This window comes from Streptomyces sp. NPDC045967 (assembly GCF_056430495.1).
The window spans coordinates 360,639-386,628 of sequence record NZ_JBWKLE010000004.1 but is presented as its reverse complement, the minus strand read 5'-3'; the positions used below and the strand labels follow the sequence as shown (position 1 = coordinate 386,628).

Annotated in this window: 22 protein-coding genes; 13 read left to right on the top strand and 9 right to left on the bottom strand. The window is 70.0% G+C overall.

Annotated elements, in window-relative coordinates; all coding sequences use genetic code 11:
- Positions 1 to 134 precede the first annotated feature (134 nt).
- The 7 genes from AC07FY_RS11800 (at position 135) to trxA (ending at position 9,619) form a co-directional block, all read left to right on the top strand.
- A complete protein-coding gene (locus AC07FY_RS11800) occupies positions 135 to 2,399 on the top strand; it encodes a DUF6049 family protein (RefSeq protein ID WP_479004098.1) in 2,265 nt (754 codons plus the stop codon).
- A gap of 46 nt (positions 2,400 to 2,445) precedes the next feature.
- Complete coding sequence (gene murJ / locus AC07FY_RS11795) at positions 2,446 to 4,620, top strand: murein biosynthesis integral membrane protein MurJ (protein ID WP_479004096.1); 2,175 nt, start codon at positions 2,446 to 2,448, stop codon at positions 4,618 to 4,620.
- A 117-nt stretch (positions 4,621 to 4,737) separates the two neighbouring features.
- The gene (locus tag AC07FY_RS11790) at positions 4,738 to 6,471 is read left to right on the top strand and encodes a protein kinase family protein (RefSeq protein WP_479004093.1); all 1,734 of its coding nucleotides are present in this window, start codon (positions 4,738 to 4,740) and stop codon (positions 6,469 to 6,471) included.
- Between the two features lie 51 nt (positions 6,472 to 6,522).
- The gene (sigM, locus tag AC07FY_RS11785; protein WP_479004091.1) at positions 6,523 to 7,218 is read left to right on the top strand and encodes an RNA polymerase sigma factor SigM; all 696 of its coding nucleotides are present in this window, start codon (positions 6,523 to 6,525) and stop codon (positions 7,216 to 7,218) included.
- Positions 7,215 to 8,147, top strand: coding sequence for an anti-sigma factor family protein (locus AC07FY_RS11780; protein WP_479004088.1), 933 nt, complete (start codon positions 7,215 to 7,217; stop codon positions 8,145 to 8,147). Before sigM ends, AC07FY_RS11780 begins: the two co-directional genes overlap by 4 nt.
- 123 nt (positions 8,148 to 8,270) lie before the next feature.
- The gene (gene trxB, locus AC07FY_RS11775) at positions 8,271 to 9,230 is read left to right on the top strand and encodes a thioredoxin-disulfide reductase (RefSeq protein ID WP_479004085.1); all 960 of its coding nucleotides are present in this window, start codon (positions 8,271 to 8,273) and stop codon (positions 9,228 to 9,230) included.
- Between the two features lie 47 nt (positions 9,231 to 9,277).
- The gene (gene trxA / locus AC07FY_RS11770; RefSeq protein WP_479004082.1) at positions 9,278 to 9,619 is read left to right on the top strand and encodes a thioredoxin; all 342 of its coding nucleotides are present in this window, start codon (positions 9,278 to 9,280) and stop codon (positions 9,617 to 9,619) included.
- A 93-nt stretch (positions 9,620 to 9,712) separates the two neighbouring features.
- Here trxA and AC07FY_RS11765 read toward each other — a convergent pair whose 3' ends face one another.
- The 9 genes from AC07FY_RS11765 to rpmH all read right to left on the bottom strand — a co-directional run bounded on the left by AC07FY_RS11765 (position 9,713) and on the right by rpmH (position 16,186).
- Positions 9,713 to 10,330: a GNAT family N-acetyltransferase gene (locus tag AC07FY_RS11765; RefSeq protein ID WP_479004079.1), complete on the bottom strand. Its 618-nt coding sequence runs from the start codon at positions 10,328 to 10,330 to the stop codon at positions 9,713 to 9,715.
- A gap of 117 nt (positions 10,331 to 10,447) precedes the next feature.
- Positions 10,448 to 11,539, bottom strand: coding sequence for a ParB/RepB/Spo0J family partition protein (locus tag AC07FY_RS11760; protein WP_479004076.1), 1,092 nt, complete (start codon positions 11,537 to 11,539; stop codon positions 10,448 to 10,450).
- On the bottom strand, positions 11,536 to 12,624 hold the full coding sequence (locus tag AC07FY_RS11755) for a ParA family protein (RefSeq protein WP_479004073.1): 1,089 nt from the start codon (positions 12,622 to 12,624) through the stop codon (positions 11,536 to 11,538). The genes AC07FY_RS11760 and AC07FY_RS11755 overlap by 4 nt, the downstream gene beginning before the upstream one ends.
- 264 nt (positions 12,625 to 12,888) lie before the next feature.
- Positions 12,889 to 13,605: a 16S rRNA (guanine(527)-N(7))-methyltransferase RsmG gene (rsmG, locus tag AC07FY_RS11750; RefSeq protein ID WP_479004070.1), complete on the bottom strand. Its 717-nt coding sequence runs from the start codon at positions 13,603 to 13,605 to the stop codon at positions 12,889 to 12,891.
- Between the two features lie 131 nt (positions 13,606 to 13,736).
- Positions 13,737 to 14,249, bottom strand: a complete 513-nt coding sequence (locus tag AC07FY_RS11745) for a Jag family protein (RefSeq protein WP_479004068.1) — start codon at positions 14,247 to 14,249, stop codon at positions 13,737 to 13,739.
- 15 nt (positions 14,250 to 14,264) lie between these two features.
- Positions 14,265 to 15,371: a membrane protein insertase YidC gene (gene yidC, locus AC07FY_RS11740; RefSeq protein ID WP_479004065.1), complete on the bottom strand. Its 1,107-nt coding sequence runs from the start codon at positions 15,369 to 15,371 to the stop codon at positions 14,265 to 14,267.
- 3 nt (positions 15,372 to 15,374) lie between these two features.
- Complete coding sequence (yidD, locus tag AC07FY_RS11735) at positions 15,375 to 15,656, bottom strand: membrane protein insertion efficiency factor YidD (protein WP_479004063.1); 282 nt, start codon at positions 15,654 to 15,656, stop codon at positions 15,375 to 15,377.
- Positions 15,653 to 16,027, bottom strand: coding sequence for a ribonuclease P protein component (rnpA, locus tag AC07FY_RS11730; protein WP_479004060.1), 375 nt, complete (start codon positions 16,025 to 16,027; stop codon positions 15,653 to 15,655). Before rnpA ends, yidD begins: the two co-directional genes overlap by 4 nt.
- 21 nt (positions 16,028 to 16,048) lie before the next feature.
- Positions 16,049 to 16,186 (bottom strand): 50S ribosomal protein L34, encoded by a 138-nt coding sequence (rpmH, locus tag AC07FY_RS11725; protein WP_008741645.1) that lies wholly within the window; start codon positions 16,184 to 16,186, stop codon positions 16,049 to 16,051.
- 357 nt (positions 16,187 to 16,543) lie between these two features.
- Between rpmH and dnaA the strand changes: the two genes are divergently transcribed.
- From dnaA to gyrB, 6 genes are all read left to right on the top strand, one after another.
- Positions 16,544 to 18,340, top strand: a complete 1,797-nt coding sequence (gene dnaA, locus AC07FY_RS11720) for a chromosomal replication initiator protein DnaA (RefSeq protein ID WP_479004057.1) — start codon at positions 16,544 to 16,546, stop codon at positions 18,338 to 18,340.
- An 850-nt stretch (positions 18,341 to 19,190) separates the two neighbouring features.
- Entirely contained in the window at positions 19,191 to 20,321 is a 1,131-nt protein-coding gene (dnaN, locus tag AC07FY_RS11715; RefSeq protein ID WP_136210318.1) for a DNA polymerase III subunit beta, read from the top strand.
- A gap of 187 nt (positions 20,322 to 20,508) precedes the next feature.
- Positions 20,509 to 21,384, top strand: coding sequence for a phosphogluconate dehydrogenase (NAD(+)-dependent, decarboxylating) (gnd, locus tag AC07FY_RS11710; RefSeq protein ID WP_479004053.1), 876 nt, complete (start codon positions 20,509 to 20,511; stop codon positions 21,382 to 21,384).
- An 82-nt stretch (positions 21,385 to 21,466) separates the two neighbouring features.
- A complete protein-coding gene (gene recF, locus AC07FY_RS11705) occupies positions 21,467 to 22,603 on the top strand; it encodes a DNA replication/repair protein RecF (protein ID WP_479004050.1) in 1,137 nt (378 codons plus the stop codon).
- A complete protein-coding gene (locus AC07FY_RS11700) occupies positions 22,600 to 23,148 on the top strand; it encodes a DciA family protein (protein WP_479004047.1) in 549 nt (182 codons plus the stop codon). Before recF ends, AC07FY_RS11700 begins: the two co-directional genes overlap by 4 nt.
- A gap of 787 nt (positions 23,149 to 23,935) precedes the next feature.
- Positions 23,936 to 25,957 carry a DNA topoisomerase (ATP-hydrolyzing) subunit B gene (gene gyrB, locus AC07FY_RS11695; RefSeq protein ID WP_479004548.1) on the top strand — a complete coding sequence of 674 codons (2,022 nt, stop codon included), beginning with the start codon at positions 23,936 to 23,938 and terminating at the stop codon, positions 25,955 to 25,957.
- The last annotated feature ends 33 nt before the right edge of the window (positions 25,958 to 25,990 follow it).

The following is a 25,990-nucleotide window of genomic DNA, read 5'->3' as shown; positions in this document are numbered from 1 at the left end:
ACCCCGGTATACGGCCGCCCCGGGGCTGACCCGATCATGTGGAGCAAGGGGCGGCACTCGCGCACAGCGGGTCTCGTTACCATGCGTGGACGCATTGACGACGACCACTGACACTTCGAGGGACGGGCTAGCGCGTGGCCGAAGCGGCAGACACCCTGGGGGCCTCCCCCACTCCTGTCCGGCGCCGCTGGCTGCGGCGCACGGTGGTCCTGCTCGCCGGGACGCCCGTCCTCGCCGCCCTGGTCTACTCTCCCGCCCCCGAGGCGCAGGCCGCACAGGCGGCCTCCGTCGACGTCCAGCTGACCTCGATGACCCCCGCCGCCCCGATCAAGGGCGACACCCTGACCATCACGGGCACGGTGGTCAACAACGGCTCCGAGACGATCAACAACGCGCACGTGGGCCTGCGGGTGGGGTCGCTGCTCGCCGACCGGTCCTCGATCGAGGAGGCGGCGGACCGCACCGGTTTCCGAGCCGGCTCGGACCCGGGGGAGATCGATCCGGCCCATGCCGTGAAGATCGCCTCGTTGCCGTCGAAGGTCAACCAGGACTTCACGCTCACGGTGCCGGTGAACAAGCTGGAGCTGGACAAGGAAGGCGTCTACCAGCTCGGCGTCTCCCTGTCCGGGGTGACCGAGAGCCGCCCGTCCGAGCAGGTCCTCGGCATCAAGCGCACCTTCCTGCCCTGGCAGCCGGAGGCCGCCGCGAAGCGCGCCCAGCTCACCTACGTCTGGCCGCTGATCTCCACCACGCACGTGACGGCGGAGACCGGCTCGGACGAGACCCAGACCCCCGTCTTCCTCGACGACTCCCTCGCCGAGGAGCTGAGGACCGGGGGCCGGCTGGAACGGATGGTCGCTCTCGGCAAGGAGCTGCCCATCACCTGGGTCATCGATCCCGACCTGCTGTACACGGTCGACGCGATGACCAAGGGCTACCGGGTCCGCGTCCCCGGTGGAAAGCCCGTCCAGGGCAAGAACAAGGCCGTCGCCGAACAGTGGCTGAGCTCCCTGGAAGCGGCCGTCCAGGGCAAGAAGGTCGTGGCCCTGCCCTTCGGCGATCCCGACCTCGCCTCCCTCGCCCACCGCGGCAAGGACGTCTCGGGCACCCTGGGCCAGCTGCGGCCCGCCACCGACAAGGCCAAGCAGGCCGTGGAGACGGTGCTGCACGTACCGGCGTCCACCGACTTCTCCTGGCCCGTGGAAGGCGCCGTCGACCCTTCGATCGTCAATGTCGCCACCTCGGCCGGCGCCCACAACATCCTCACCCGCAGCGACAGCCTCTCGGAGAGCGGCGCTCTCGGGTACACCCCCTCGGCCGCCCGCCCCATCGGCGCGGGCGCCACCGCCATCGTCGCCGACGCGGAACTCTCCACCGCCTTCGAGGGCGACATGCTGAACGCCGGGAACTCCACCCTCGCGGTGCAGCGGTTCCTCGCCCACACCCTCACCCTGAACCTCCAGAGGCCCGACGAGCAGCGCAGCCTCGTCGTGACCCCGCAGCGGATGCCCACCGCCAGCCAGGTGGAGACGATGGCCGCCGCCCTCCGCGCCCTCCAGCCCGGCCGCTGGTCCCAGCCCGGCGACCTCGAGACCGCGGCCGCCGCCAAGCCGGACCCCGCGGCGGCCACACAGGTGCCCGGCGCCGGGCTGTACCCCGAGGAGCTGCGCAAGCAGGAGCTCCCGGTGACCGCCTTCGAGAAGATCCGGACCACCCAGAGCACCCTCGACAACTTCAAGGTCATCCTCGCCGCACCCGACCGCGTCGAGATCCCCTTCGGCAACACCACGAACCGGGAGATGTCCACCTCCTGGCGCGGCCGCCCCGCGGAGGCCGCCCTCTACCGGGACCAGGCCCAGGAGTACCTGATCGGCCTGACCGAGAAGGTCAAGATCATCCCCAAGTCGGACGCCACCTTGTCCGGCCACAGCGCCACCATCCCGGTGAGCGTCCAGAACAGCCTCGTCCAGGACGTCCACAACCTCGTCCTGAGGGTCAAGTCGGCCAACCCCACCCGCCTGATGTTCGGCGACAAGGGCGAGGCGGAGCAGCAGGTCACCGTGCAGGGGGACCACACCCAGACGATCAAGTTCCCGGCGAACGCCACCGCGAGCGGCCCCGTCGAGGTCACCGCGCAGCTCTTCACCAAGAACGGCGTCCCCTACGGCAAGGAACGCAAGTTCACCGTCGACGCCACCGAGGTCACCCCCACCGTCATGCTCGTCATCGCCGGCGGGGTGCTCCTGCTCGTCCTCGCGGGCGTCAAGATGTACGCCAGCCGCAAGCGGGTCGCGGCACGCGCGGCCGCCGAGGAGAGCACGCACCAGAGTGACGAGTCCCCGGACACCGGACCGCAAAGCGCGGACGGGTCCGGCACGAGTGAGACAGTGGACCGTTGAGCGATGCCGTGGCCGGTCGGCCTGGGGACGATGAGGTGGGGTTTCGATGAACGCGCCGTACGAGGGTGACCGCGCGCAGGACACTGGTGGGCCCGCGCCCTCCCAGGGCTCTGCCCCGGGCGCCCAGGTGCCGGGGCAGGTTCCCGCGCCTGCGCCCGCGCCGGACCGCGACCCGTATGTCCAGGACGCCTACGACTACGACCCGTACCGGTCGCAGGACCTGTCCGCGCAGGACCCCGTCGCCGAGGTCCTCTACGACAGGGCCGCGCACCCCCCGCCGCCGCCCGGCACGTACCAGGAGGCCGGTCCGCTCTACGGAGCGCCCACGGCGCCCTCCTACGCTCCCGATCCGCGGGTCTGGGCGCAGACCCCGCCGCCCGAGCCGGACGGTCCCTCGCGCCACCTGCCGTACGGCGACCAGGCCCACACGACCCAGTTCGTCGGCGTGGACGCCCTCGTCAGCACGGCAGCGGACGAGCAGGCCGAACCCGACGCCTTCGCGCACCTCTACCGGGACCAGGAGGCGGCCCCCCGCACCCCGGTCGAGGAGGCCCCGGTCGCCACCCCGGCCCCGGCCAAGCCCGCCGGGCGCGCCTCCAGCCTGCTGAAGTCCAGCGCGCTGATGGCCGCCGGCACGATCGTCTCCCGTATCACCGGCTTCCTGCGGACGCTCGTCATCGCCGGTGCCATCGGCGTGGGCACCTTCAACGACACCTACCAGATCGCCAACACCCTGCCGACGATGATCTACGTGCTGGTCGGCGGCGGCGCCCTCAACGCCGTCTTCATCCCGCAGCTGGTCCGGGCCATGAAGAACGACAGCGACGGCGGTCAGGCGTACGCCAACCGGCTGCTGACCCTCGTCGTCGTCCTGCTGGCCGGCATCACGACCATCTGCGTCCTGGCCGCACCCGTGTTCATCACGATGATGTCGCCCAAGATCGCGTCGGATCCCCAGCAGATGGACGTCGCGGTCGCCTTCGCCCGCTACTGCCTGCCCACCATGTTCTTCATGGGCGTCCACGTGGTCCTCGGTCAGATCCTCAACGCCCGCGGCCGCTTCGGCGCGATGATGTGGACCCCGGTCCTCAACAACGTCGTCGTCATCGCCACCTTCGGCGCCTTCATCTGGGCCTTCGGCGGCTTCACCACCTCGGGCGTCAACGCCTCCACCGTCACCGCCGACGGCGTCCGGCTCCTGGGCATCGGCACCCTGCTGGGCCTCACCGTGCAGGCCCTCGCCATGCTGCCGTACCTGCGCGACGCCGGCTTCAAGCCGCGCCTGCGCTTCGACTGGAAGGGCCACGGCCTGGGCAAGGCCGCCCGCCTGGCCAAGTGGACGTTCTTCTTCGTCCTGGCCAACCAGATCGGGCTCGTCGTCGTCACCCAGCTCGCCACGTGGGCCGGATCCGTCGCCGAGAAGCAGGGCCACCCGGGCACCGGCATCACCGCCTACAACTACGCACTGCTGCTGTGGCAGATGCCGCAGGCCATCATCACCGTCTCCGTCATGACGGCCGTCCTGCCGCGCATCTCCCGCTCCGCGCACGACGGGGACGCCGCCGCCGTCCGCGACGACATCTCCTACGGGCTGCGCACCTCGGCCGTCGCGATCGTGCCCTGCTCCTTCGCATTCCTCGCCCTCGGCGTGCCCATGGCCACGCTGCTCTACGCCGGTTCCGGCGCCGGCGCGCAGAACATCGGCTACGTCCTGATGGCCTTCGGCCTCGGACTCATCCCGTACTCGGTCCAGTACGTCGTCCTGCGCGGCTTCTACGCCTACGAGGACACCCGGACGCCCTTCTACAACACGGTCATCGTCGCGGCCGTCAACGCGGCGGGCTCCGCGGCCTCCTTCTTCCTGCTGCCCGCCCGGTGGGCCGTGGTCGGCATGGCCGCCGCCTACGGCCTCGGATACGCCGTCGGTGTGGGCGTCGCCTGGCGCCGCCTGAAGTCCCGCCTCGGCGGCGACCTCGACGGTGCCCACGTCATGCGCACCTACGCCCGTCTCACCGGCGCCTGCGTCCCCGCCGCCGCGGTGGCCGGGGCCGTCGCCTACGGAGTCACCCGGTGGCTCGGTACCGGAGTCGCCGGCTCCGCTGCCTCCCTCGTGGCCGGCGGAATCGCCCTGGCGGGCGTGTTCCTCATCGCCGCCAAGCGGATGCGGATCGAAGAGCTCAACGCGATGGTCGGGATGGTCCGCGGACGACTGGGGCGCTGATGCGCACAACCGTCGCCCCCCTTCGTGTGTCGTGCATAGCGTCGGACTGTGGGCACAATTGGCATGGCTTCGCAGACTGGCCTACAGCGCGCAACGGATGGGGAGGCGGGAACGACGGTGGCGGAACGTAGCACGGCTGCCGTCGACGTGGCCGACAACAGTGGCGACGAGCCGCTGGCCGCGAAAGCGGACAAGGCCACGGCCGACGGGGTGGACACCCAGAACGGACGAGCCGCGGACGGACCCATGACCGAAACGGACGGCGATCGCACGAGCGCGGCACCCGCGGCCGCACCCGAACTCCACAGCGGCCACAAGCTCGCCAGACGCTATCGGCTCGAAGAGTGCGTCACCCGTGTGGACGGCTTCAGCAGCTGGCGTGCGATGGACGAGAAGCTGCGCCGGGCCGTCGGAGTCCACCTGCTGCCCGCCGACCATCCCCGGGCACGATCCGTCCTCGCCGCCGCCCGCTCCTCCGCCTTGCTGGGCGACCCCCGCTTCGTCCAGGTCCTCGACGCCGTGGAGGAGAACGACCTCGTCTACGTCGTCCACGAATGGCTGCCCGACGCCACCGAACTGACCGCGCTCCTCGCCGCGGGCCCCCTGGAGCCCCACGAGGCCTATCAGCTCGTCAGCCAGGTCTCCCAGGCGATGACCGCGGCCCACCGCGAAGGCCTCGCCCACCTGCGGCTGACGCCCAGCGCGATACTGCGCACCTCGACGGGCCAGTACCGCATCCGCGGCCTCGCCGTGAACGCGGCCCTGCGGGGCATCACCAGCGAGACGCCGCAGCGGGCCGACACCGAGGCCATCGGCGCCCTGCTGTACGCCGCCCTCACCCAGCGCTGGCCGTACGAGAACGACGCCTACGGCCTCACCGGCCTCCCCAAGGGCGTCGGCCTGATCGCCCCCGACCAGGTCCGTGCCGGAGTCCACCGGGGCCTGGGGGAGCTCGCCATGCGCGCCCTCGCCAACGACGGCGCCACCGCCTCCCGGCAGGAACCCGCCTGCACCACCCCCGAGGAGCTGGCCAAGGCCGTCGCCGCGATGCCGCGCATCCGGCCCCCGGAGCCCGCGTTCACGGCTCCGCCCGAGTACCAGAACACCACCTACCAGCAGGGCAGCTACGGCCGGCCCACCTCTTCGGGGGTGACGGCCGTCCAGTCCCGGCCGGTGGCGCCTCCGCCACCGCCCCTGCAGAGCCGTACCGGCCGTGTCCTGAAGTGGGGTGTGGCCGCCCTCCTGATCGCCGCTCTGGGCCTGGGCAGCTGGCAGCTGGCCGACACCCTCCTGGACCGCGTCAACCGCAAGGGCAGCAACGGAACCAGCAACGACATCCGGACCAACACCGACGAGAGCGTGAAGAACGAGTCGATCGGGCAGTTGAAGCCGACTCAGGCCACGGTGCTCGCCATAGGCAGCGAGGACCAGGTCAAGCCGGAACTGGCCGCCAAGACCATCGACGGCAGTGGGAAACCGGGTTGGGTGACCCCGCAGTACCGGAGCTTCTCGAACTTCGGCAATCTGCCCGGCCGGAAGGACGGCACCGGGATCGTGGTGGACCTCGGCAGCGTCCAGACCGTCACCGGTGTCAGCGTGGACCTCTACGTCGCCGGGCAGAAGGTCCAGGTGCTCGCAGCACCCGAGGAAGCCGCCGGTGCGGACTCCCTGTCCGCCTTCTCCCAGCACCTCACGCAGCCCGAAGTCGCGCAGAAGAAGCTGGAGACCACCCTCGCGGCCCCCGTCCGCACCCGGTATGTACTGATCCACATCATGGACCTGCCTTCGGACGGCGACGGGGGCTACCGCGGAGGCATCGACGAGATCACGGTTCTCGGCCGGGCTTCCTGACCGTCCTGCCCGAGAGCCCTGAGCCGCAGATCTCCGCGGAGGCGAGGTGTGATGCACGACGCGAGGGCCGAGGGTGTCGGCGACGCGGAGCTCCTGGCCCGGCACGTCGCCGGGGACGCCGACGCGTTCGGGGAACTCGTACGGCGCCATCGGGACCGGCTCTGGGCCGTGGCGCTGCGGACGCTCGGTGACCGGGAGGAGGCCGCCGACGCGGTGCAGGACGCCCTCGTGTCCGCCTACCGGGCCGCACACACCTTCCGCGGGGAGTCCGCCGTCACCACCTGGCTCCACCGCATCACGGTCAACGCCTGCCTCGACCGGGCCCGCAAGGCCGCCTCCCGCAAGACCTCGCCGCTCGATGACACCGAGCGCCTGGAGCGCCTGCTCGAGCCGCACGAGTCCGCCGAGGCCCCGGCGGAGCGCCAGGACCTCCACCGCCAGCTCCTCGCCGCCCTCGACACCCTCCCGGCCGAGCAGCGGGCCGCTCTCGTCCTCGTCGACATGCAGGGATACCCCGTCGCCGAGGCCGCCGACCTCCTGGACGTGCCCACCGGCACCGTGAAGAGCCGGTGCGCCCGTGGCCGGGCGAAACTCCTCCCGATGCTCACTCATCTGCGCTCGAATGCCGGGGATAACACCGCCACTGAGCGGGGAAGGAACCGGACGCCGGGGACAGCCGTCCCACCAGCGGCAGAACCCAGGCATCCAGACCCAGACGCAGTGAAGGGCGGAGGTGGACGACCGTGAGCCCCAGCACCGGCACGACCGGCACGATCCGGCACCCGGACGTCTCGGAGATCTCCGACCTGACCGAAGGGCTCCTCTCCCCGGCGCGGAGCGCCGAAGTCCGCCGCCATCTCGGCGACTGCGCCCTGTGCGCCGACGTGCTCACCTCCCTGGAGGAGATCCGCGCGCTGCTCGGCACCCTTCCCGGACCCGCCCGGATGCCCGCCGACATCGCCGGCCGCATCGACGCGGCCCTGGCCGCCGAGGCCCTCCTCGACTCCACCTCGCCCCGCCCCTCCCAGCCGGGCGGGCGCTCCTTCGAAGCGGCCCGCCCCCGCCCCGCGAACCGCGATGTTTCACGTGAAACATCAGGGCGGGGTACCCAGCCGGCCGGCCACCCGGCCGGCCCCACCGGTCCGGGTCGGCGCCGTGCCCGCCGTCGCGTCGCCGTTCTGGCGGCATTGACCGGGGCAGCCGCCTGCGCTGTGGGTATCTTCCTGTTCGGCGGCCCGGCCGGTCCGCCCGCCCAGACGGCCCGCGACACGGCGAGCTCCGCCGCCGAGCCCCCGGCCACCGACGGCTCCTACACCGCGCAGGGCCTCCAGGGCACGGTCCACCGGCTCCTCGCCTCCGCCGAGACGCCCGGTACCGCCCCGAAGGAGCAGAACAACACCTACGGGATGGAGAACACCTCCCCGGGCCCGAAGATCGCACCCGAAGACCGCAGGGCGGCCCCCGTCCCGACCTGCGCCCAGAAGGCGACCGGCCGCCCGGATCCGCCGATCGCGGTCGAACGGGGCAGCTATCAGGGCACTCCCGTCCTCCTGCTGGTCCTGCCCCATCCCGGCGACGCCTCCCGTGTGGACGCCTACCTCGTCGACAGCGGGTGCGAGAACGCCCCGGACACCGCCGGGAAGGTCCTGCTCGCGCACACCTATGCCCGAAGCTGACACATCGTGCCCCGCAGGGGGCGGGCCGGGAATGCACGCGCCGTAGGATCCGTTGGGTGGGGTGAGAGTCCGCACCGGCCCCCGGTAGGCAGTACGCAGTCCGCAGAGACGAGGAAGAAACCCGTGAGCGACGTCCGAAACGTGATCATCATCGGATCCGGACCGGCCGGCTACACCGCCGCCCTGTACACCGCACGTGCTTCGCTCAAGCCCCTGGTCTTCGAAGGCGCCGTCACCGCCGGTGGCGCGCTGATGAACACCACCGAGGTGGAGAACTTCCCCGGGTTCCGGGACGGCATCATGGGCCCCGACCTCATGGACAACATGCGCGGCCAGGCCGAGCGGTTCGGCGCCGAGCTCGTCCCGGACGACATCGTGTCCGTGGACCTCACCGGTGAGATCAAAACCGTCACCGACACCGCCGGTACCGTGCACCGCGCCAAGGCCGTCATCGTCACCACCGGCTCGCAGCACCGCAAGCTGGGCCTGCCGAACGAGGACGCGCTCTCCGGCCGCGGCGTCTCCTGGTGCGCCACCTGCGACGGGTTCTTCTTCAAGGACCACGACATCGCCGTCGTCGGCGGCGGCGACACCGCGATCGAGGAAGCGACCTTCCTCTCCCGGTTCGCCAAGTCCGTCACGATCGTCCACCGTCGCGACAGCCTGCGCGCTTCCAAGGCCATGCAGGACCGCGCCTTCGCCGACCCGAAGATCAAGTTCGCCTGGGACAGCGAGGTAGCGGAGATCCACGGCGACCAGAAGCTCTCCGGTCTCACCCTGCGCAACACCAAGACGGGCGAGACCTCCGCGCTGCCCGTGACCGGCCTGTTCATCGCCGTCGGCCACGACCCGCGCACCGAGCTGTTCAAGGACCAGCTGGAGCTCGACGACGAGGGCTACCTCAAGGTCGACGCCCCCTCCACCCGCACGAACGTGACGGGTGTCTTCGGCGCCGGCGACGTCGTGGACCACACCTACCGCCAGGCGATCACCGCCGCGGGCACCGGCTGCTCCGCCGCCCTGGACGCCGAGCGCTTCCTCGCCGCCCTCGCGGACGCCGAGAAGGCCCACGCGGCCGTCTGACCCCCCGTACCAGCCCACCCACACCCCGCAGGAAGAAGGAGGCCGCTGTGGCCGGCACCCTCAAGAACGTGACCGACGCTGACTTCGACGCCGAGGTCCTCAAGAGCGACAAGCCCGTACTGGTGGACTTCTGGGCCGCCTGGTGCGGACCGTGCCGCCAGATCGCGCCGTCCCTCGAGGCCATCGCCGCCGAGTACGGCGACCAGATCGAGATCGTCAAGCTGAACATCGACGAAAACCCGGCGACGGCGGCCAAGTACGGCGTCATGTCCATCCCGACCCTGAACGTGTACCAGGGCGGCGAGGTCGCCAAGACCATCGTGGGCGCCAAGCCGAAGGCCGCCATCCTGCGCGACCTCGCGGACTTCGTCCAGGTCAAGTCCGCCTGACGAGCCACCTCTTCCGCTGGACATACCTCCAGCGGCAGTCGGCGGAGCAGCGGGGCCGTCCCTCCCGGGGGGCGGCCCCGTCCGCTTGTCCGCTCACAGCGGGCGCAGCGCCGGCTCCTTGCGCGCTGCACCCAGCAGCCGGTCCAGAGCCAGCTCCACGTCTTCCTTCCAGGACAGCGTGGAGCGCAGCTCCAACCGCAACCGCGGATGGGCGGGATGGGGCCGTACCGTCTTGAAGCCGACCGCCAGCAGGTGGTCGGCCGGAAGCAGGCAGGCCGGCCCCTCCCACCGCGCGTCCCCGAACGCCTCGATGGCCCGGAACCCCCTCCGCAGCAGATCCTTCGCCACCGTCTGGACCATCACCCGGCCCAGTCCCTGCCCCTGGTACCCCGGCATGATCCACGCGGTGATCAGCTGTACGGCGTCCGGTGACACCGGACTGGTGGGGAACGCGGTCGCCCGCGGCACGTAGGCCGGGGGTGCGTACAGCACGAACCCGACCGGGACGTCGTCCACGTAGACCACCCGGCCGCACGACCCCCACTCCAGGAGGACGGCGGAGATCCACGCCTCTTTCTCCGACTCGGAGGTTCCCGCTTTCACGGCGGCCTCACCGCTGACCGGATCGAGCTCCCAGAAGACACAGGAGCGGCAACGACGCGGCAGATCCTGGAGGTTGTCCAGCGTGAGCGGTACCAGCCGACGACCCATGAACGCATCGTAACCACTGCCTCGCCCGCTTTCGACAGGCGCCGCCGCGACATGACGACAAAGGGGCGGACCGGCCCGGCTCTCGCCGACCCGGCCCGCCCCTCGGCGGTCTTGGGATCACTCCCCGGACACACCCTGTTCCAGCACGCGGCCCTCGCCCGGTGCCAGCGTTCCCAGAATCCGCTCCAGATCCTCCATCGAGGCGAACTCGACGGTGATCTTTCCCTTCTTCTGGCCCAGATCGACCTTCACCCGCGTCTCGAAGCGGTCCGACAGCCGCGTCGCCAGCTCATTGAGCGCCGGGGACACCCGGGTCCCCGCACGCGGGCCCTTCGGCTTCACGGCACTGGAGGGCTCCGACGCCATCAGCGTCACGATCTCCTCCACGGCACGCACCGACAGGCCCTCGGCCACGATCCGGTGCGCCAGGCGGTCCTGCTCCTCGGAATCCTCCACCGAGAGCAGCGCCCGTGCATGCCCTGCCGACAGCACACCCGCCGCCACCCGCCGCTGCACCGACGGCGACAGCTTCAACAGGCGCAGCGTGTTGGACACCTGGGGACGCGAACGCCCGATCCGGTCCGCAAGCTGATCGTGGGTGCAGTGGAAGTCCTGGAGCAGCTGGTCGTACGCCGCGGCCTCCTCCAGGGGATTGAGCTGAGCCCGGTGCAGGTTCTCCAGCAGCGCGTCCAGCAGCAGCTTCTCGTCGTCCGTCGCCCGAATGATCGCCGGAATGGTCTCCAGGCCGGCCTCCCGGCAGGCCCGCCAACGCCGCTCGCCCATGATCAGCTCGTAGCGGCCGGGTGTCGACTGACGTACCACCACCGGCTGGAGCAGGCCCACCTCCTGGATGGAGGTGACGAGCTCCGCCAGCGCGTCCTCGTCGAACACCTCGCGCGGCTGCCGCGGGTTCGGCGTGATCGCGTCCATCGGAAGCTCCGCGAAGGACGCCCCGGCGACCTTGTTCGCCTCGGGCACCGCCGGCACCGGCTCGCTCACGGCCGGAGCCGCGAACGATGTTTCACGTGAAACATCGGCCTGGGTCAGCGAAGCCAGCTTCGCCGCCGCGACCCCGCGCTCCGAGGTCAGCACCGGCACCGCCGACGGTGACGTCGAACCGCCGCCCGCCACCGACGGTGACTTCTCCTGCGGAGCCGCCGGAATCAGCGCACCGAGCCCCCGCCCCAGACCTCTACGTCGCTCGCTCACTGGATCCCCTCCGCCACACTCTGCGTGCTGTTCCCACCCGCGCCCAGATGGGCCTGCTGGGCGTCGTACTGCATTCCAACCCCACGGAACGCGATCTCCCGTGCCGCCTCCAGGTAGGAGAGCGAGCCGCTGGACCCCGGATCGTACGTGAGGACCGTCTGTCCATAACTCGGCGCCTCGGAGATACGGACCGACCGCGGGATGCTCGTCCGCAGTACCTCCTTGCCGAAGTGACTGCGCACCTCGTCCGCAACCTGCGAGGCCAGCCGGGTCCTGCCGTCATACATCGTCAGCAGGATCGTCGACACGTGCAGCGTCGGGTTCAGATGCGCCCGCACCAGATCGACATTGCGCAACAGCTGTCCCAGCCCCTCCAGCGCGTAGTACTCGCACTGGATCGGGATGAGTACCTCCGCGCCCGCCACCAGGGCGTTGACCGTGAGCAGCCCCAGCGAGGGCGGGCAGTCGATCAGGATGTAGTCGAGCGGCTGCTCGTACGCCTGGATCGCCCGCTGGAGGCGGCTCTCCCGGGCCACCAGCGAGACCAGCTCGATCTCCGCACCCGCGAGGTCGATCGTGGCCGGGGCACAGAAGAGCCCCTCCACGTCCACGACGGGCTGGACGACCTCCAGCAGCGGCCGGCTGTCCACCAGCACGTCGTAGATGGAGGGCACATCCGCGTGGTGGTCGATACCCAGAGCGGTGGAGGCATTGCCCTGCGGGTCGAGGTCGACCACCAGGACCCGCGCCCCGTGCAGTGCCAGCGAGGCCGCCAGGTTCACGGTCGTCGTGGTCTTGCCCACGCCGCCCTTCTGGTTGGCGACCACGATGACCCGGGTCTGCTCCGGACGGGGCAGACGCTCGCCGGCGCGTCCCATCGCCTCGACCGCCAGCTGGGCGGCTCGCCCGATGGGGGTGTCGTTGTCCACAAGGGGAGGAGGCGATGTTTCACGTGAAACATCGTCCCCCGCCGATTCAGAGCGGGGACCGGGGACCGGATCGGCCATCGGCCCCGCGAGGTTGGCGTCGGACCGCACGGTGTCACTCTCCTCGACATCAGGCTCGCGATGCACAGAGCCTGCCATGTCACCGGGCTCGCGAACCAGCGGGGCCCGTACTCCTGTGGATGAATCCACCGATGTGGACAACTCCGTCCCCCTCTCGTCCTTGCGGAGGCGGGGGGACGTGGCCGCACGACCGCGGCTGATGATTCCGTGCAGCAGAGAGCGACGTTTCACGTGAAACACGATGCCCGGGGGAGGACGGCAGGCCGCTACGACACTCCGAAATCCATACCTATAGGGCCCAACGCAGCCGAAATCGCCCGCCGGAGGCCGAGCAGCAGGGCTTCAGCGACGTCGGCGCGTGCGCGACGTCCGGGCCGCCTTAGCCCGCTTGGCCGCGAACCTCACCCCACCGGGGCTCTCCCCGACCTCGACCCGCACCACCGTCGACAGGGGATCCACCACGCCCTTGCCCACATGCAGCACCGAGGTCTTCACCACACCGAGCTTGGCCAGTGCGGTCTTCGCAGACACCAGCTCCTCCTCGGCGGTGTCACCCTTGAGTGCCAGCATCTCCCCGTAGGGACGCAGCAGGGGGACACCCCAGCCGGCCAGCCGGTCCAGCGGAGCCACCGCCCGCGCCGTCACCACGTGGACCGGCTGGACCTTCCCGAGGACCTCCTCGGCCCGCCCGCGCACCACCGTCACGTGGTCCAGGCCCAGCAGCTCCACCGCCTCCTGCAGGAACGTGGTCCGGCGCAGCAGCGGCTCGAGCAGCGTGATCTTCAAATCGCGCCGCACCAGGGCCAGGGGGATACCGGGCAGACCCGCACCCGAACCCACGTCGCACACGGTGACTCCCTGGGGAACCACCTCCGAGAGCACTGCGCAGTTCAGCAGATGCCGCTCCCACAGCCGCGGCACCTCACGCGGCCCGATCAGGCCCCGCTTCACTCCCGCATCCGCCAGCAGCTCCGCATAGCGCACAGCTTCCGGGAAAAACTCACCGAACACCGCGCGCGCCTCGTCAGGCGCCGGGGGAAGCTCAGCTGCCTCGGTCACGGGGACCGTCCCTTCCGTACCGCATGGTTCTGAAGAACCACGTCTTCAAAATGGCGCGTCGTTCACATGCCAGGCTGACAAACTTCGGCCCCGTCTGCGACACAGACGGGGCCGAACACTCTCGCTACCGGTCAGGCCGGGAGCACGACGACGAAGCGCTTCGGCTCCTCGCCCTCGGATTCGCTGCGCAGACCCGCCGCCGCCACGGCGTCGTGGACGACCTTGCGCTCGAAGGGGGTCATCGGGGCGAGCTTCAGGGGCTCACCGGACGCCTTCACGTCCGCCGCGGCCTGAGCGCCCAGCGCCGCCAGCTCCTCGCGCTTGCGCGCGCGGAACCCGGCGATGTCCAGCATCAGCCGGCTGCGGTCCCCGGTCTCCCGGTGCACGGCGAGGCGGGTCAGCTCCTGCAGAGCCTCCAGAACCTCACCGTCACGGCCCACGAGCTTCTGCAGGTCGCGGCCCGCCGCGTCACTGACGATCGACACCGCGGCCCGGTCGGCCTCGACGTCCATGTCGATGTCGCCGTCCAGGTCGGCGATGTCCAGCAGACCCTCAAGGTAGTCGGCCGCGATCTCACCCTCCTGCTCGAGGCGGGTCAGGGTGTCGCCACTCTCAGCGGCGGCGGTGGTGGTGCCTTCCGTCACGGGAGGGACTCCTTCTTACTTCTTGGAGGACTTGCTGGGGGGTGTCTGACGCTTCGACTTCGACTGCCGCTTGGGCTGCTGCCGCTTCGTGGCGACACCGCCGCTCGCCGCGTCGGAGTCGACGGTGGCTTCAACACTCTTGACGACCGAGCCGTCCGCCTGGGCGGCCATCCCCTGCTTGGTCAGGGCGGAGATGAACTTGCGCTCGTTGTCGTTGCGGTCCGGACCCTTGGCCACGATCGCCGCGACGACCTTCTTCTTGCCCCGGCTCTTGAGCTCACCGTGCGAGCCGACGTGCTTGAGCAGGCGGGTCAGGTACTGGTCCTGGGCCTTGCTGCCCGGCGTCGGGTTCTGGTTGATCACGTACATCTGCTGGCCCATGGTCCACACGTTGGTGGTCATCCAGTAGACGAGGACACCGACGGGGAAGTTGATGCCCATGACCGCGAAGATCACGGGGAAGATGTACATCAGCATCTTCTGCTGCTGCATGAACGGCGTCTTCACCGACAGGTCGACGTTCTTCTGCATCAGCTGACGCTGGGTGTAGAACTGCGACAGCGACATCAGGACGATCATGACGGCGGTCACGATCCGGACGTCCGTCAGCGTGGCGCCCAGCGCCTCGACCTTCTCCGGGCTGTCCATGAACTTGGCGGCGATGGGCGCACCGAAGATCTTGGCCTCACGAGCGCTGTCGACCAGCTGCTGGTCCATCGCGCCGATCTTCTTGCCGTCGGCGATGTTGGCCAGCACGTGGTAGAGCGCGAAGAAGAACGGGGACTGCGCCAGGATGGGAAGGCACGAGGAGAGCGGGTTGGTACCCGTCTCCTTGTACAGCTTCATCATCTCTTCGGACTGACGCTGCTTGTCGTTCTTGTAGCGCTCCTGGATCGCCTTCATCTTCGGCTGGAGCGCCTGCATGCCGCGCGTCGCCTTGATCTGCTTCACGAAGAGCGGGATCAGGCAGATACGGATCAAAACCACCAGGGACACGATGGACAGGCCCCAGGCCCACCCACTGTCCGCACCGAAGACCGCCCCGTACAGCTTGTGGAACTGGACGATGATCCACGAAACGGGTGTGGTGATAAAGCTGAACAGACTGGCAATCGTGTCCACTAATCAGGCTCCTTGAGCATTGCGAGATCTACGCAACGCACTGCGCAGCTGCTCGTGCCAACGCGGGCGTTTACGGGGTGGGACATGGTCCACGCCGCCCGGGGACCACGGATTGCACCGCAGGATCCGCCAGGCGGTGAGGAACGTCCCCTTCACCGCACCATGCCGGTCGATGGCCGCGTACCCGTAGTGCGAGCACGACGGGTAGTAGCGGCACACCGGCCCGAGCAGCGGACTGATCGTCCACTGGTACAGCTTGATCAAAGCGAGCAGCGGGTACTTCATCGGGCGACGCCTCCCAGGAGCCGCGCCAGAGCGGCATCCAGGTCCCGGGCCAGTTCCTCGGGGCCGGCATCAGCCGCTCCGGGCAACGCGCGTACCACCACCAGGCTACCGGCGGGCAGCTGGGGCAGCCGCTCCCGGACCAGATGGCGCAGACGGCGCTTGACCCGGTTGCGTACGACGGCGTTGCCGACAGCTTTGCTGACGACGAAACCCGCACGCGTCGAGGGATCGATCTCCCCCGGCTCGTGCGGGTCCGTTGCACCGCTTGTACGTAGGTGGACGACGAGGAGCGGGCGACCAGCCCGACGCCCTCGGCGTACCGCGCTCGCGAAGTCCTCGCGCCGCCTCAGCCGATTTTCGGGAGACAGCACGACGTCACGACCTGCGTGTTGTTACGCGGAAAGGGCGGCGCGGCCCTTGCCACGACGGTTCGCGAGGATCGCGCGACCGGCGCGGGTCCGCATCCGCAGACGGAAGCCGTGGGTCTTGGCACGACGGCGGTTGTTCGGCTGGAAGGTGCGCTTGCTCACTCGGGGGCTCCAGAGAATGAAATCGTTGTGGCGGGACATCGCCTGGCTGTCACCGTGCGCCCACGAGGAAACTCGCGTGTTCGCCCGAGTGGCACCGCTAAACGATCACGGTCAGTGATCTTCGCCCATCGGTAGGCAGGCGGCAGCAGCCATCGACAACTCGACCTCGTTACGGTACGCGCGGCTACGCCATCCGGTCAAACCGAGCCGACGCTGCCCCACACTGTGCACAGGCTGTGGACAACGACTTGAACCGTACCCGCTGGCCTGACTACCGTTGTCTGATCCCGGATTTTTTGTCCCGACCGTCCCAAAGAACCACACATTCGTGGGACCCCCTGTGAGAGAGCGTGCTCTGTGGCTGACGTACCTGCCGATCTTGCCGCAGTGTGGCCAAGGGTGCTCGAGAAGCTCCTCGGGGAGGGACAGCCGGGGATCGAGTCCAAGGACAAGCAGTGGGTCGAACGCTGCCAGCCCCTGGCACTCGTCGCCGACACGGCCCTGCTCGCCGTCCCCAACGAATGGGGCAAGCGCGTGCTAGAGGGCCGCCTCGCGCCCTTGATCAGCGACGCCCTCAGCCGTGAGTGCGGCCGCCCTATCCGGATCGCCATCACCGTGGACGACTCCGCCGGCGAGCCCTCGCCCCCGGGGCCGACCACGCAGCAGCAGGGCGCGTACGAGCCCTACCCCGGCCAGCGGCCCGGCGGCTCCGGCGGTCAGGGCGGCTCCTCCGACGACCAGCTCCCCACCGCGCGTCCGGCCTACCCGGACTACCAGCAGCAGCGCTCGGAGCCCGGCGCCTGGCCCCGGGGCGGCCAGCAGGACGACTACGGCTGGCAGCAGCCCCGCCTCGGCGGTTTCCCCGAGCGCGATCCGTACGCCTCGCCGCAGCCGGGCTACCTGCAGCAGTCCGAGCCCCCGGCCTACGAGCAGGGGTCCTACGAGCAGAAGTACGAGCAGAAGTACGAGCAGCAGCAGTACGAGCAGCCCCCGTACGAATCCCAGCAGCGCCCGTCGCACTCGTCACGCCAGTACGAGCAGCCCTCGCCCCGGCAGGCCCCCGGCCGGTCCTCCGCCGCCCCCGCGCCGTCCGGCGGCTCCACCTCCGGCCCGCTCGAGCCGACCGCCCGGCTGAACCCCAAGTACCTGTTCGACACCTTCGTCATCGGCGCCTCCAACCGCTTCGCGCACGCCGCCGCGGTGGCCGTCGCCGAAGCGCCCGCGAAGGCGTACAACCCGCTCTTCATCTACGGGGAGTCGGGGCTCGGCAAGACGCACCTGCTGCACGCGATCGGGCACTACGCGCGGAGCCTGTACCCCGGCACCCGCGTGCGGTACGTGAGTTCCGAAGAGTTCACCAACGAGTTCATCAACTCCATCCGCGACGGCAAGGGCGACGCGTTCCGCAAGCGCTACCGCGAGATGGACATCCTGCTCGTCGACGACATCCAGTTCCTCGCGAGCAAGGAGTCGACACAGGAGGAGTTCTTCCACACCTTCAACACGCTCCACAACGCCAACAAGCAGATCGTCCTCTCCTCCGACCGGCCGCCCAAGCAGCTCGTCACCCTGGAGGACCGGCTGCGCAACCGCTTCGAGTGGGGCCTGATCACCGACGTCCAGCCGCCCGAGCTGGAGACCCGCATCGCGATCCTGCGCAAGAAGGCGGTGCAAGAGCAGCTCAACGCCCCTCCGGAGGTACTGGAGTTCATCGCCTCCCGCATCTCGCGCAACATCCGCGAGCTGGAGGGGGCCCTGATCCGGGTGACGGCCTTCGCGAGCCTCAACCGGCAGCCGGTCGACCTGGGTCTGACCGAGGACGTCCTCAAGAACCTGATTCCCGGCGGCGAGGACAGTGCTCCGGAGATCACCGCGACCGACATCATGGCGGCCACCGCGGACTACTTCGGGCTCACGGTGGACGACCTGTGCGGCTCCTCCCGCAGCCGGGTGCTGGTCACCGCGCGGCAGATCGCCATGTACCTGTGCCGGGAGCTCACCGACCTGTCCCTGCCCAAGATCGGGGCGCAGTTCGGCGGGCGGGACCACACCACGGTGATGCACGCCGACCGCAAGATCCGCGCTCTGATGGCCGAGCGCCGCTCCATCTACAACCAGGTCACCGAGCTCACCAACCGCATCAAGAACGGCTGAGGCGGCTCTCCGCGGGCTCTTCCCCACGCGGTCAGAGGGCGCTCCCGGTCCACTCCGGGGGCGCCCTTCTTCGTTCGCGCGCCCCTGACTTGTTCGAATACGCCCCCGCAGGAGCAACTCATCCACAGATTCACGGACTTTCTGCCGTCCACACCCTGGGGACGGCCCCCGTCGCCCACAATCTGTCCACAGGGGTGCCGGGTGAGGATCCATCAGGGCAGGTCAGCACCCTGTGGAATTGTGCGCAACCGTCATCCACAGGCTGTGGACAGAATATTCATCCACAGCGCTGTCCACGGCGTTGTCCACCGCCCACCCACAGGTTCGCCGATCCTGTGCACAGGATCGGACGCCTTCTCCACACCGTTGTCCACTGTTCGGCAACATGCCACCCCCCATCACCGCCCCGAGTGAAAGCGGTCACATGGAGGTGGACGTTTGGGCTGTGGAGTACTGGGGAAAAGCTGGGGACACACCTGTGGAGTAGTCGAGGTCGCCTGGGGACGGCCTGTGCAGAACTTTTCGTTCTCCACAGGGACACCGTGTTGTCCACCGGTGCCACCCACAGGGTGTGGGGATAAAAAACAGGATCTGACCTGCGCGAACAGGGTTATCCACCGTTTCCACAGGCCCTACTACTACCCCCATAGAGAGTGAGCCCGGTTTCGGTTTTCAAGCAGGTCCTGTGCACAACTCGGTGGACGGGCTCGCCGCCGCCGTGCCACCGACTTGACCGCCAGCCGCAACGGCTGTCGGCGCCGTACGTCAGACTGGTCCCCGGCACTCGAGCCATCGACCAGCCGACGACGAAGGCCGGCAGACGAGCGAGCAACAGCAGGAGGCGGTTCCGGTGAAGATCCGGGTGGAGCGCGACGTACTCGCGGAGGCGGTGGCCTGGGCTGCCCGCAGCCTCCCGGCCCGGCCGCCGGTGCCCGTTCTCGCGGGCCTGCTGCTGAAGGCCGAAGACGGCACCCTCAGCCTCTCCGGCTTCGACTACGAGGTCTCGGCCCGCGTCTCCGTCGAGGCGGACGTCGAGGAGGACGGCACCGTCCTGGTCTCCGGCCGGCTGCTCGCCGACATCTGCCGCGCCCTCCCCAACCGCCCGGTGGAGATTTCCACAGACGGTGTACGGGCGACCGTGGTCTGCGGCTCCTCGCGGTTCACACTCCACACCCTGCCTGTGGAGGAGTACCCGGCCCTGCCGCAGATGCCGACCGCGACCGGCACCGTGCCCGGTGAGGTCTTCGCCTCCGCCGCCGCCCAGGTCGCCATCGCCGCCGGCCGCGACGACACGCTCCCCGTGCTGACCGGTGTGCGCATCGAGATCGAGGGCGACCGCGTGACGCTCGCCTCCACCGACCGCTACCGCTTCGCGGTCCGCGAGTTCCTGTGGAAGCCGGAGAACCCGGACGCCTCCGCCGTGGCCCTGGTGCCCGCGAAGACCCTCCTGGACACCGCCAAGTCCCTGACCAGCGGTGACACGGTCACCCTGGCCCTGTCCGGCTCCGGTGCCGGCGAGGGCCTGATCGGCTTCGAGGGCGCCGGCCGCCGCACCACCACCCGCCTCCTCGAGGGTGACCTGCCGAAGTACCGCACGCTCTTCCCGACGGAGTTCAACTCCATCGCGGTGATCGAGACCGCCCCGTTCGTCGAGGCCGTCAAGCGCGTGGCGCTGGTCGCGGAGCGCAACACCCCGGTCCGCCTGAGCTTCGAGCAGGGCGTGCTGATCCTGGAGGCCGGCTCCTCCGACGACGCACAGGCTGTGGAGCGCGTCGACGCCAAGCTGGAGGGCGACGACATCTCGATCGCCTTCAACCCCACCTTCCTGCTCGACGGGCTGAGCGCGATCGATTCGCCCGCGGCGCAGCTCAGCTTCACCACCTCCACCAAGCCCGCGCTGCTCAGCGGCCGTCCCGCGGTGGACGCGGAGGCCGACGAGGCGTACAAGTACCTGATCATGCCGGTGCGCCTCTCCGGTTGATGTTCGCAGGTCAGGCCCGGTTTCGCGGCTCGCGAGGCCGGGCCTGACCGCGTTCTCCCCCACTCCGGGAACAGGCGCGCCCCATGGCGCCCGGTCGCTCGGCCGGGCGTAGGCTCGGGGCCTGGGATGTCCTCCGGGTAGCAGGAGGCCCCGGCAAAGACGGCCACAACGCTTAAGGAATCAGTTGATGGAGCTTGGTCTCGTCGGTCTCGGCAAGATGGGCGGCAACATGCGCGAGCGCATCCGCCGCGCAGGCCACACCGTCATCGGATACGACCGCAACCCGGACCTGGCGGATGTCCACAGCCTGCGGGAGCTTGTGGACGGTCTGCAGACCCCCCGCGTGGTGTGGGTCATGGTCCCGGCCGGTGCGGCCACCCAGTCCACGGTCGACGAGCTCGGCGAGCTGCTGTCGCCGGGGGACATCGTGGTCGACGGCGGCAACTCGCGCTGGACGGACGACGAGAAGCACGCCGAGGAGCTGAAGGCCAAGGGCATCGGCTTCGTCGACTGCGGCGTCTCCGGCGGCGTCTGGGGCCTGGAGAACGGCTACGCCCTCATGTACGGCGGGGAGAAGGAGCACGTCGCGACCGTGCAGCCGATCTTCGACGCCCTCAAGCCCGAGGGCGACTTCGGCGCCGTGCACGCCGGCAAGGTCGGTGCGGGTCACTTCGCGAAGATGGTCCACAACGGCATCGAGTACGCCATGATGCAGGCCTACGCCGAGGGCTGGGAGCTGCTGGAGAAGGTCGACTCGGTCACCGACGTCCGCGAGGTCTTCCGCTCCTGGCAGGAGGGCACGGTCATCCGCTCCTGGCTGCTGGACCTGGCGGTGAACGCCCTGGACGAGGACGAGCACCTCGAGCAGCTGCGCGGCTTCGCCCAGGACTCGGGCGAGGGCCGGTGGACGGTGGAGGCGGCGATCGACAACGCCGTGCCGCTGCCCGCGATCACCGCCTCGCTGTTCGCGCGGTTCGCCTCGCGCCAGGACGACTCCCCGCAGATGAAGATGATCGCCGCGCTGCGCAACCAGTTCGGCGGCCACGCGGTCGAGAAGAAGTAGCGGCAACGGACACCGTGCGGCCCGTAGCGGCCGCACACAGCACCACACAGAGCAGCAGGAAGCCGGGGGAGGTCGGCGCCGTATGCACGTTTCGCATCTCTCGCTGGCCGACTTCCGCTCGTACGCCCGGGCCGAGGTCGCCCTCGACCCGGGCGTCACGGCCTTCGTGGGCCCCAACGGCCAGGGCAAGACCAATCTGGTCGAGGCGATCGGCTACCTGTCCACGCTGGGCAGCCACCGGGTCTCCTCGGACGCGCCGCTCGTACGGATGGGCGCGGAGCGGGCGGTCATCCGGGCGGCCGTCACCCAGGGCGAGCGCCGGCAGCTGGTGGAGCTGGAGCTGAACCCGGGCCGGGCGAACCGGGCCCGCATCAACCGGTCCTCGCAGGTCAAGCCCAGGGACGTACTGGGGATCGTACGGACGGTGCTGTTCGCCCCCGAGGACCTGGCGCTGGTGAAGGGCGACCCGGGTGAGCGGCGCCGGTTCCTGGACGAGCTCGTCACCGCGCGCTCGCCGCGGATGGCGGCGGTCCGCTCGGACTACGAGCGGGTGCTGAAGCAGCGCAACACCCTGCTGAAGTCGGCGGCGATGGCCCGCCGGCACGGCGGCCGGTCCATGGATTTGTCGACGCTGGACGTGTGGGACCAGCACCTCGCGCGGGTGGGGGCTGAGTTGCTGACCCAGCGGCTGGACCTGATCGCGACGCTGATGCCGCTGGCGGACAAGGCGTACGAGCAGCTCGCGCCCGGTGGCGGCCCGCTGGGGCTGGCCTACCGGTCCTCCGCGGGTGAGCCGGTGGACAGCGGGTCGGCGCGCACCCGCGAGGCGGTCTACGAGGTGCTGCTGGCGGCCCTCGCGCAGGTGCGCAAGCAGGAGATCGAGCGGGGCGTGACCCTGGTCGGCCCGCACCGCGACGACCTGCTGCTGAGGCTCGGCGAGCTGCCGGCGAAGGGGTACGCCAGCCACGGGGAGTCGTGGTCGTACGCGCTGGCGCTGCGGCTGGCCTCCTACGAGCTGCTGCGCTCCGAGGGCGCCGAGCCGGTGCTGATCCTGGACGACGTGTTCGCCGAGCTGGACGTGCGGCGGCGGGAGCGGCTGGCCGAGCTCGTGGCGCCCGGCGAGCAGGTACTGGTGACCGCCGCGGTGGACGATGACGTCCCCGGGGTGCTGACGGGGGTGCGGTTCGGGGTGTCCGGCGGTGAGGTGACCCGGCTGTGAACGATCAGGACAAGGCGCCGCGGGGCGAGGCCCGCAGGGCGCCGGAACCCTCCGGAGTGGACCTGGCCCGGCAGGCGCTCGCGGCGGCGCGCGAGCAGGCGCGGGCGCGGGGGAACGCGGCGGGCGGAAAGAAGCGGCAGCAGGGTCCGGGGCTGCGCTCGGGCGCGCGGGCCGACGGCCGGGACCCGATGCCGCTGATGGCGGCGCTGGACCGGTTGCGCACGGAGCGCGGCTGGGAGATGCCGATGGCGGTGGCGGGCGTGATGGAGCGCTGGCCGGAGATCGTCGGCCCGGAGATCGCGGCGCACTGCGAACCGGAACGGTACGAGGACCGGGAGCTGTCGGTCCGCTGCGACTCCTCGGCGTGGGCGGCGCAGCTGAAGCTGCTGGCCCCGCAACTCGTGGCGCGGCTCAACGCGGACCTGGGACAGGGGACGGTCCGGCTGCTCAAGGTGCGGGGGCCGGGGGGCGGCCGTGCGCGCGGGGGCGGTTACGGGCCGTGGCGCGCCCCGGGCAGCACGGGCCCGGGGGACACGTACGGATAACCCGGCGGCCGCCGGCTCCGCGGCGGGCCGTTCGGCGGCGGGCCGGCTCCCCGGCCGCCCGGCTCCGCGGCAGGTCCCCCGGTCACTGTCCTCCGGCAGCGTCCGGTTCGGCCGGTACTCCCGTGCGAGCGCAGCGCCCGGTCGCCCCGCGCCCCCGCGTCACCGGTCGCCCCGCGCCCCCGCGTCACCGGTCGCCCCGCGCCCCCGCGTCACCGGTCGCCCCGCGCCTCCGCGTCACCGGCCGGCCTTCGCACATGGCTGTCCGGTTGCCGGGCTCCGCACTCAGGTCACGGCCCGCGCTCACCGACCTCCGCACGTCCCACGGGCCTGGCGCGACCGGCCCGTACCGGCCCCGTACCCGCCCCGACCGCGGTGCCCGGGCTCCGCGTCCCGGATGCCCCGGGCTCACCGGTCTCCCGCCCTCCCGGTTCCCGGGGCTCCGGGGCTCCCGCGCCCCTTGGAGCCCGGGCCCGGCGGGCCCGGCCGGGGGGTGTCCGGGGGTGGGTGGGGAGCCGGTGGCGGGTGGTGTCCCTCACGGTAGTGGGAGGTTGACAGCCCGAAGCTCTGGATGCCCGTGTGAGCCTCTTTGAGCCCCTTCCCGGATATGGGGAGTCGGAAGGTGGAGGTTCAGGGCGGCACATGCGGACTCAGGTACCGGCAAACCCCCATTCATGTCAGTGGTACCGGTAGACTGGAGGGAATCCCGCCCGATCGCGGGATCAGCAGACAACGCAGATCGACGCGGCCGCTCCTCCGGCGCACACGCTGGTCCGGAGTACGGGCTGCGCTGTGCCAGAAAGGGCGCTTCGTGGCCGATTCCGGCGACTCCAACGAGAAGAATTACGACGCCAGTGCCATCCAGGTCCTCGAGGGCCTGGATGCGGTCCGCAAGCGGCCGGGTATGTACATCGGCTCGACCGGTGAACGTGGCCTGCACCACCTCGTGCAGGAGGTCGTGGACAACTCCGTCGACGAGGCCATGGCCGGGCACGCGGACACGATCGACGTGACGATCCTGGCCGACGGCGGGGTGCGTGTGGTCGACAACGGCCGCGGCATCCCGGTCGGCATCGTGCCCTCCGAGGGCAAGCCGGCGGTCGAGGTCGTCCTCACGGTGCTGCACGCCGGCGGCAAGTTCGGGGGCGGCGGCTACGCGGTCTCCGGCGGTCTGCACGGCGTCGGCGTGTCCGTCGTGAACGCCCTGTCGACCAGGGTCGCGGTCGAGGTCAAGACGGACGGTTACCGCTGGACCCAGGACTACAAGCTGGGCGTGCCGACGGCCCCGCTCGCCAAGAACGAGGCGACCGACGAGCACGGCACGTCGGTGACGTTCTGGGCCGACCCCGACGTCTTCGAGACGACCGACTACTCCTTCGAGACGCTCTCGCGGCGCTTCCAGGAGATGGCCTTCCTCAACAAGGGCCTGACCCTGACGCTGACCGACGAGCGGGATTCGGCGAAGGCCACGGTCGGTGCCGACGACCCGGACGCCGAGGCGTCCGAGCCCGTGGCGCGCACGGTGAAGTACCACTACGAGGGCGGCATCGTCGACTTCGTGAAGTACCTCAACTCGCGCAAGGGCGAGATGATCCACCCGACCGTCATCGACGTCGAGGCCGAGGACAAGGAGCGGATGCTCTCGGTCGAGATCGCGATGCAGTGGAACTCGCAGTACACGGAGGGGGTCTACTCCTTCGCGAACACGATCCACACGCACGAGGGCGGCACCCACGAGGAGGGCTTCCGCGCGGCGCTGACCGGACTGGTCAACCGCTACGCGCGCGACAAGAAGCTGCTGCGCGAGAAGGACGACAACCTCGCTGGCGAGGACATCCGCGAGGGTCTGACGGCGATCATCTCGATCAAGCTGGGCGAGCCGCAGTTCGAGGGCCAGACGAAGACCAAGCTGGGCAACACGGAGGCCAAGACCTTCGTGCAGAAGGTCGTGCACGAGCACCTGAACGACTGGTTCGACCGGAACCCGGTCGAGGCGGCGGACATCGTCCGCAAGTCGATCAACGCGGCCACCGCGCGCGTCGCGGCCCGCAAGGCCCGTGACCTGACCCGCCGCAAGGGCTTGCTGGAGAGCGCCTCGCTGCCGGGCAAGCTGTCCGACTGCCAGTCGAACGACCCGACGAAGTGCGAGATCTTCATCGTCGAGGGCGACTCCGCCGGCGGCAGCGCGAAGTCCGGCCGCAACCCGATGTACCAGGCCATCCTGCCGATCCGCGGCAAGATCCTGAACGTCGAGAAGGCCCGCATCGACAAGATCCTGCAGAACACCGAGGTCCAGGCGCTGATCAGTGCCTTCGGCACGGGTGTGCACGAGGACTTCGACATCGAGAAGCTCCGCTATCACAAGATCATTCTGATGGCGGACGCCGACGTCGACGGCCAGCACATCAACACCCTGCTGCTGACCTTCCTGTTCCGCTTCATGCGGCCGCTGGTCGAGGCGGGTCACGTGTACCTGTCCCGCCCGCCGCTCTACAAGATCAAGTGGGGCCGCGACGACTTCGAGTACGCGTACTCGGACCGCGAGCGCGACGCCCTGGTCGAGCTCGGCAAGCAGAACGGCAAGCGGATCAGGGAAGACTCGATCCAGCGCTTCAAGGGTCTGGGCGAGATGAACGCCGAGGAGCTGCGCGTCACCACCATGGACGTGGACCACCGCGTGCTCGGCCAGGTCACCCTGGACGACGCGGCGCAGGCCGACGACCTGTTCTCGGTGCTGATGGGTGAGGACGTCGAGGCCCGGCGCTCCTTCATCCAGCGCAACGCCAAGGACGTTCGCTTCCTCGACATCTGAGTCGGCTCAGCTGACCGCCTGAAAGGATTTCTG

Excerpts from the sequence above, each read along its gene's own strand:
- murJ (WP_479004096.1), top strand. The coding sequence starts at position 2,446 with ATGAACGCGCCGTACGAGGGTGACCGCGCGCAGGACACTGGTGGGCCC.
- sigM (WP_479004091.1), top strand. The coding sequence starts at position 6,523 with ATGCACGACGCGAGGGCCGAGGGTGTCGGCGACGCGGAGCTCCTGGCC.
- AC07FY_RS11765 (WP_479004079.1), bottom strand. The coding sequence starts at position 10,330 with ATGGGTCGTCGGCTGGTACCGCTCACGCTGGACAACCTCCAGGATCTG.
- AC07FY_RS11755 (WP_479004073.1), bottom strand. The coding sequence starts at position 12,624 with ATGGCAGGCTCTGTGCATCGCGAGCCTGATGTCGAGGAGAGTGACACC.
- yidD (WP_479004063.1), bottom strand. The coding sequence starts at position 15,656 with ATGAAGTACCCGCTGCTCGCTTTGATCAAGCTGTACCAGTGGACGATC.
- gnd (WP_479004053.1), top strand. The coding sequence starts at position 20,509 with ATGGAGCTTGGTCTCGTCGGTCTCGGCAAGATGGGCGGCAACATGCGC.
- recF (WP_479004050.1), top strand. The coding sequence starts at position 21,467 with ATGCACGTTTCGCATCTCTCGCTGGCCGACTTCCGCTCGTACGCCCGG.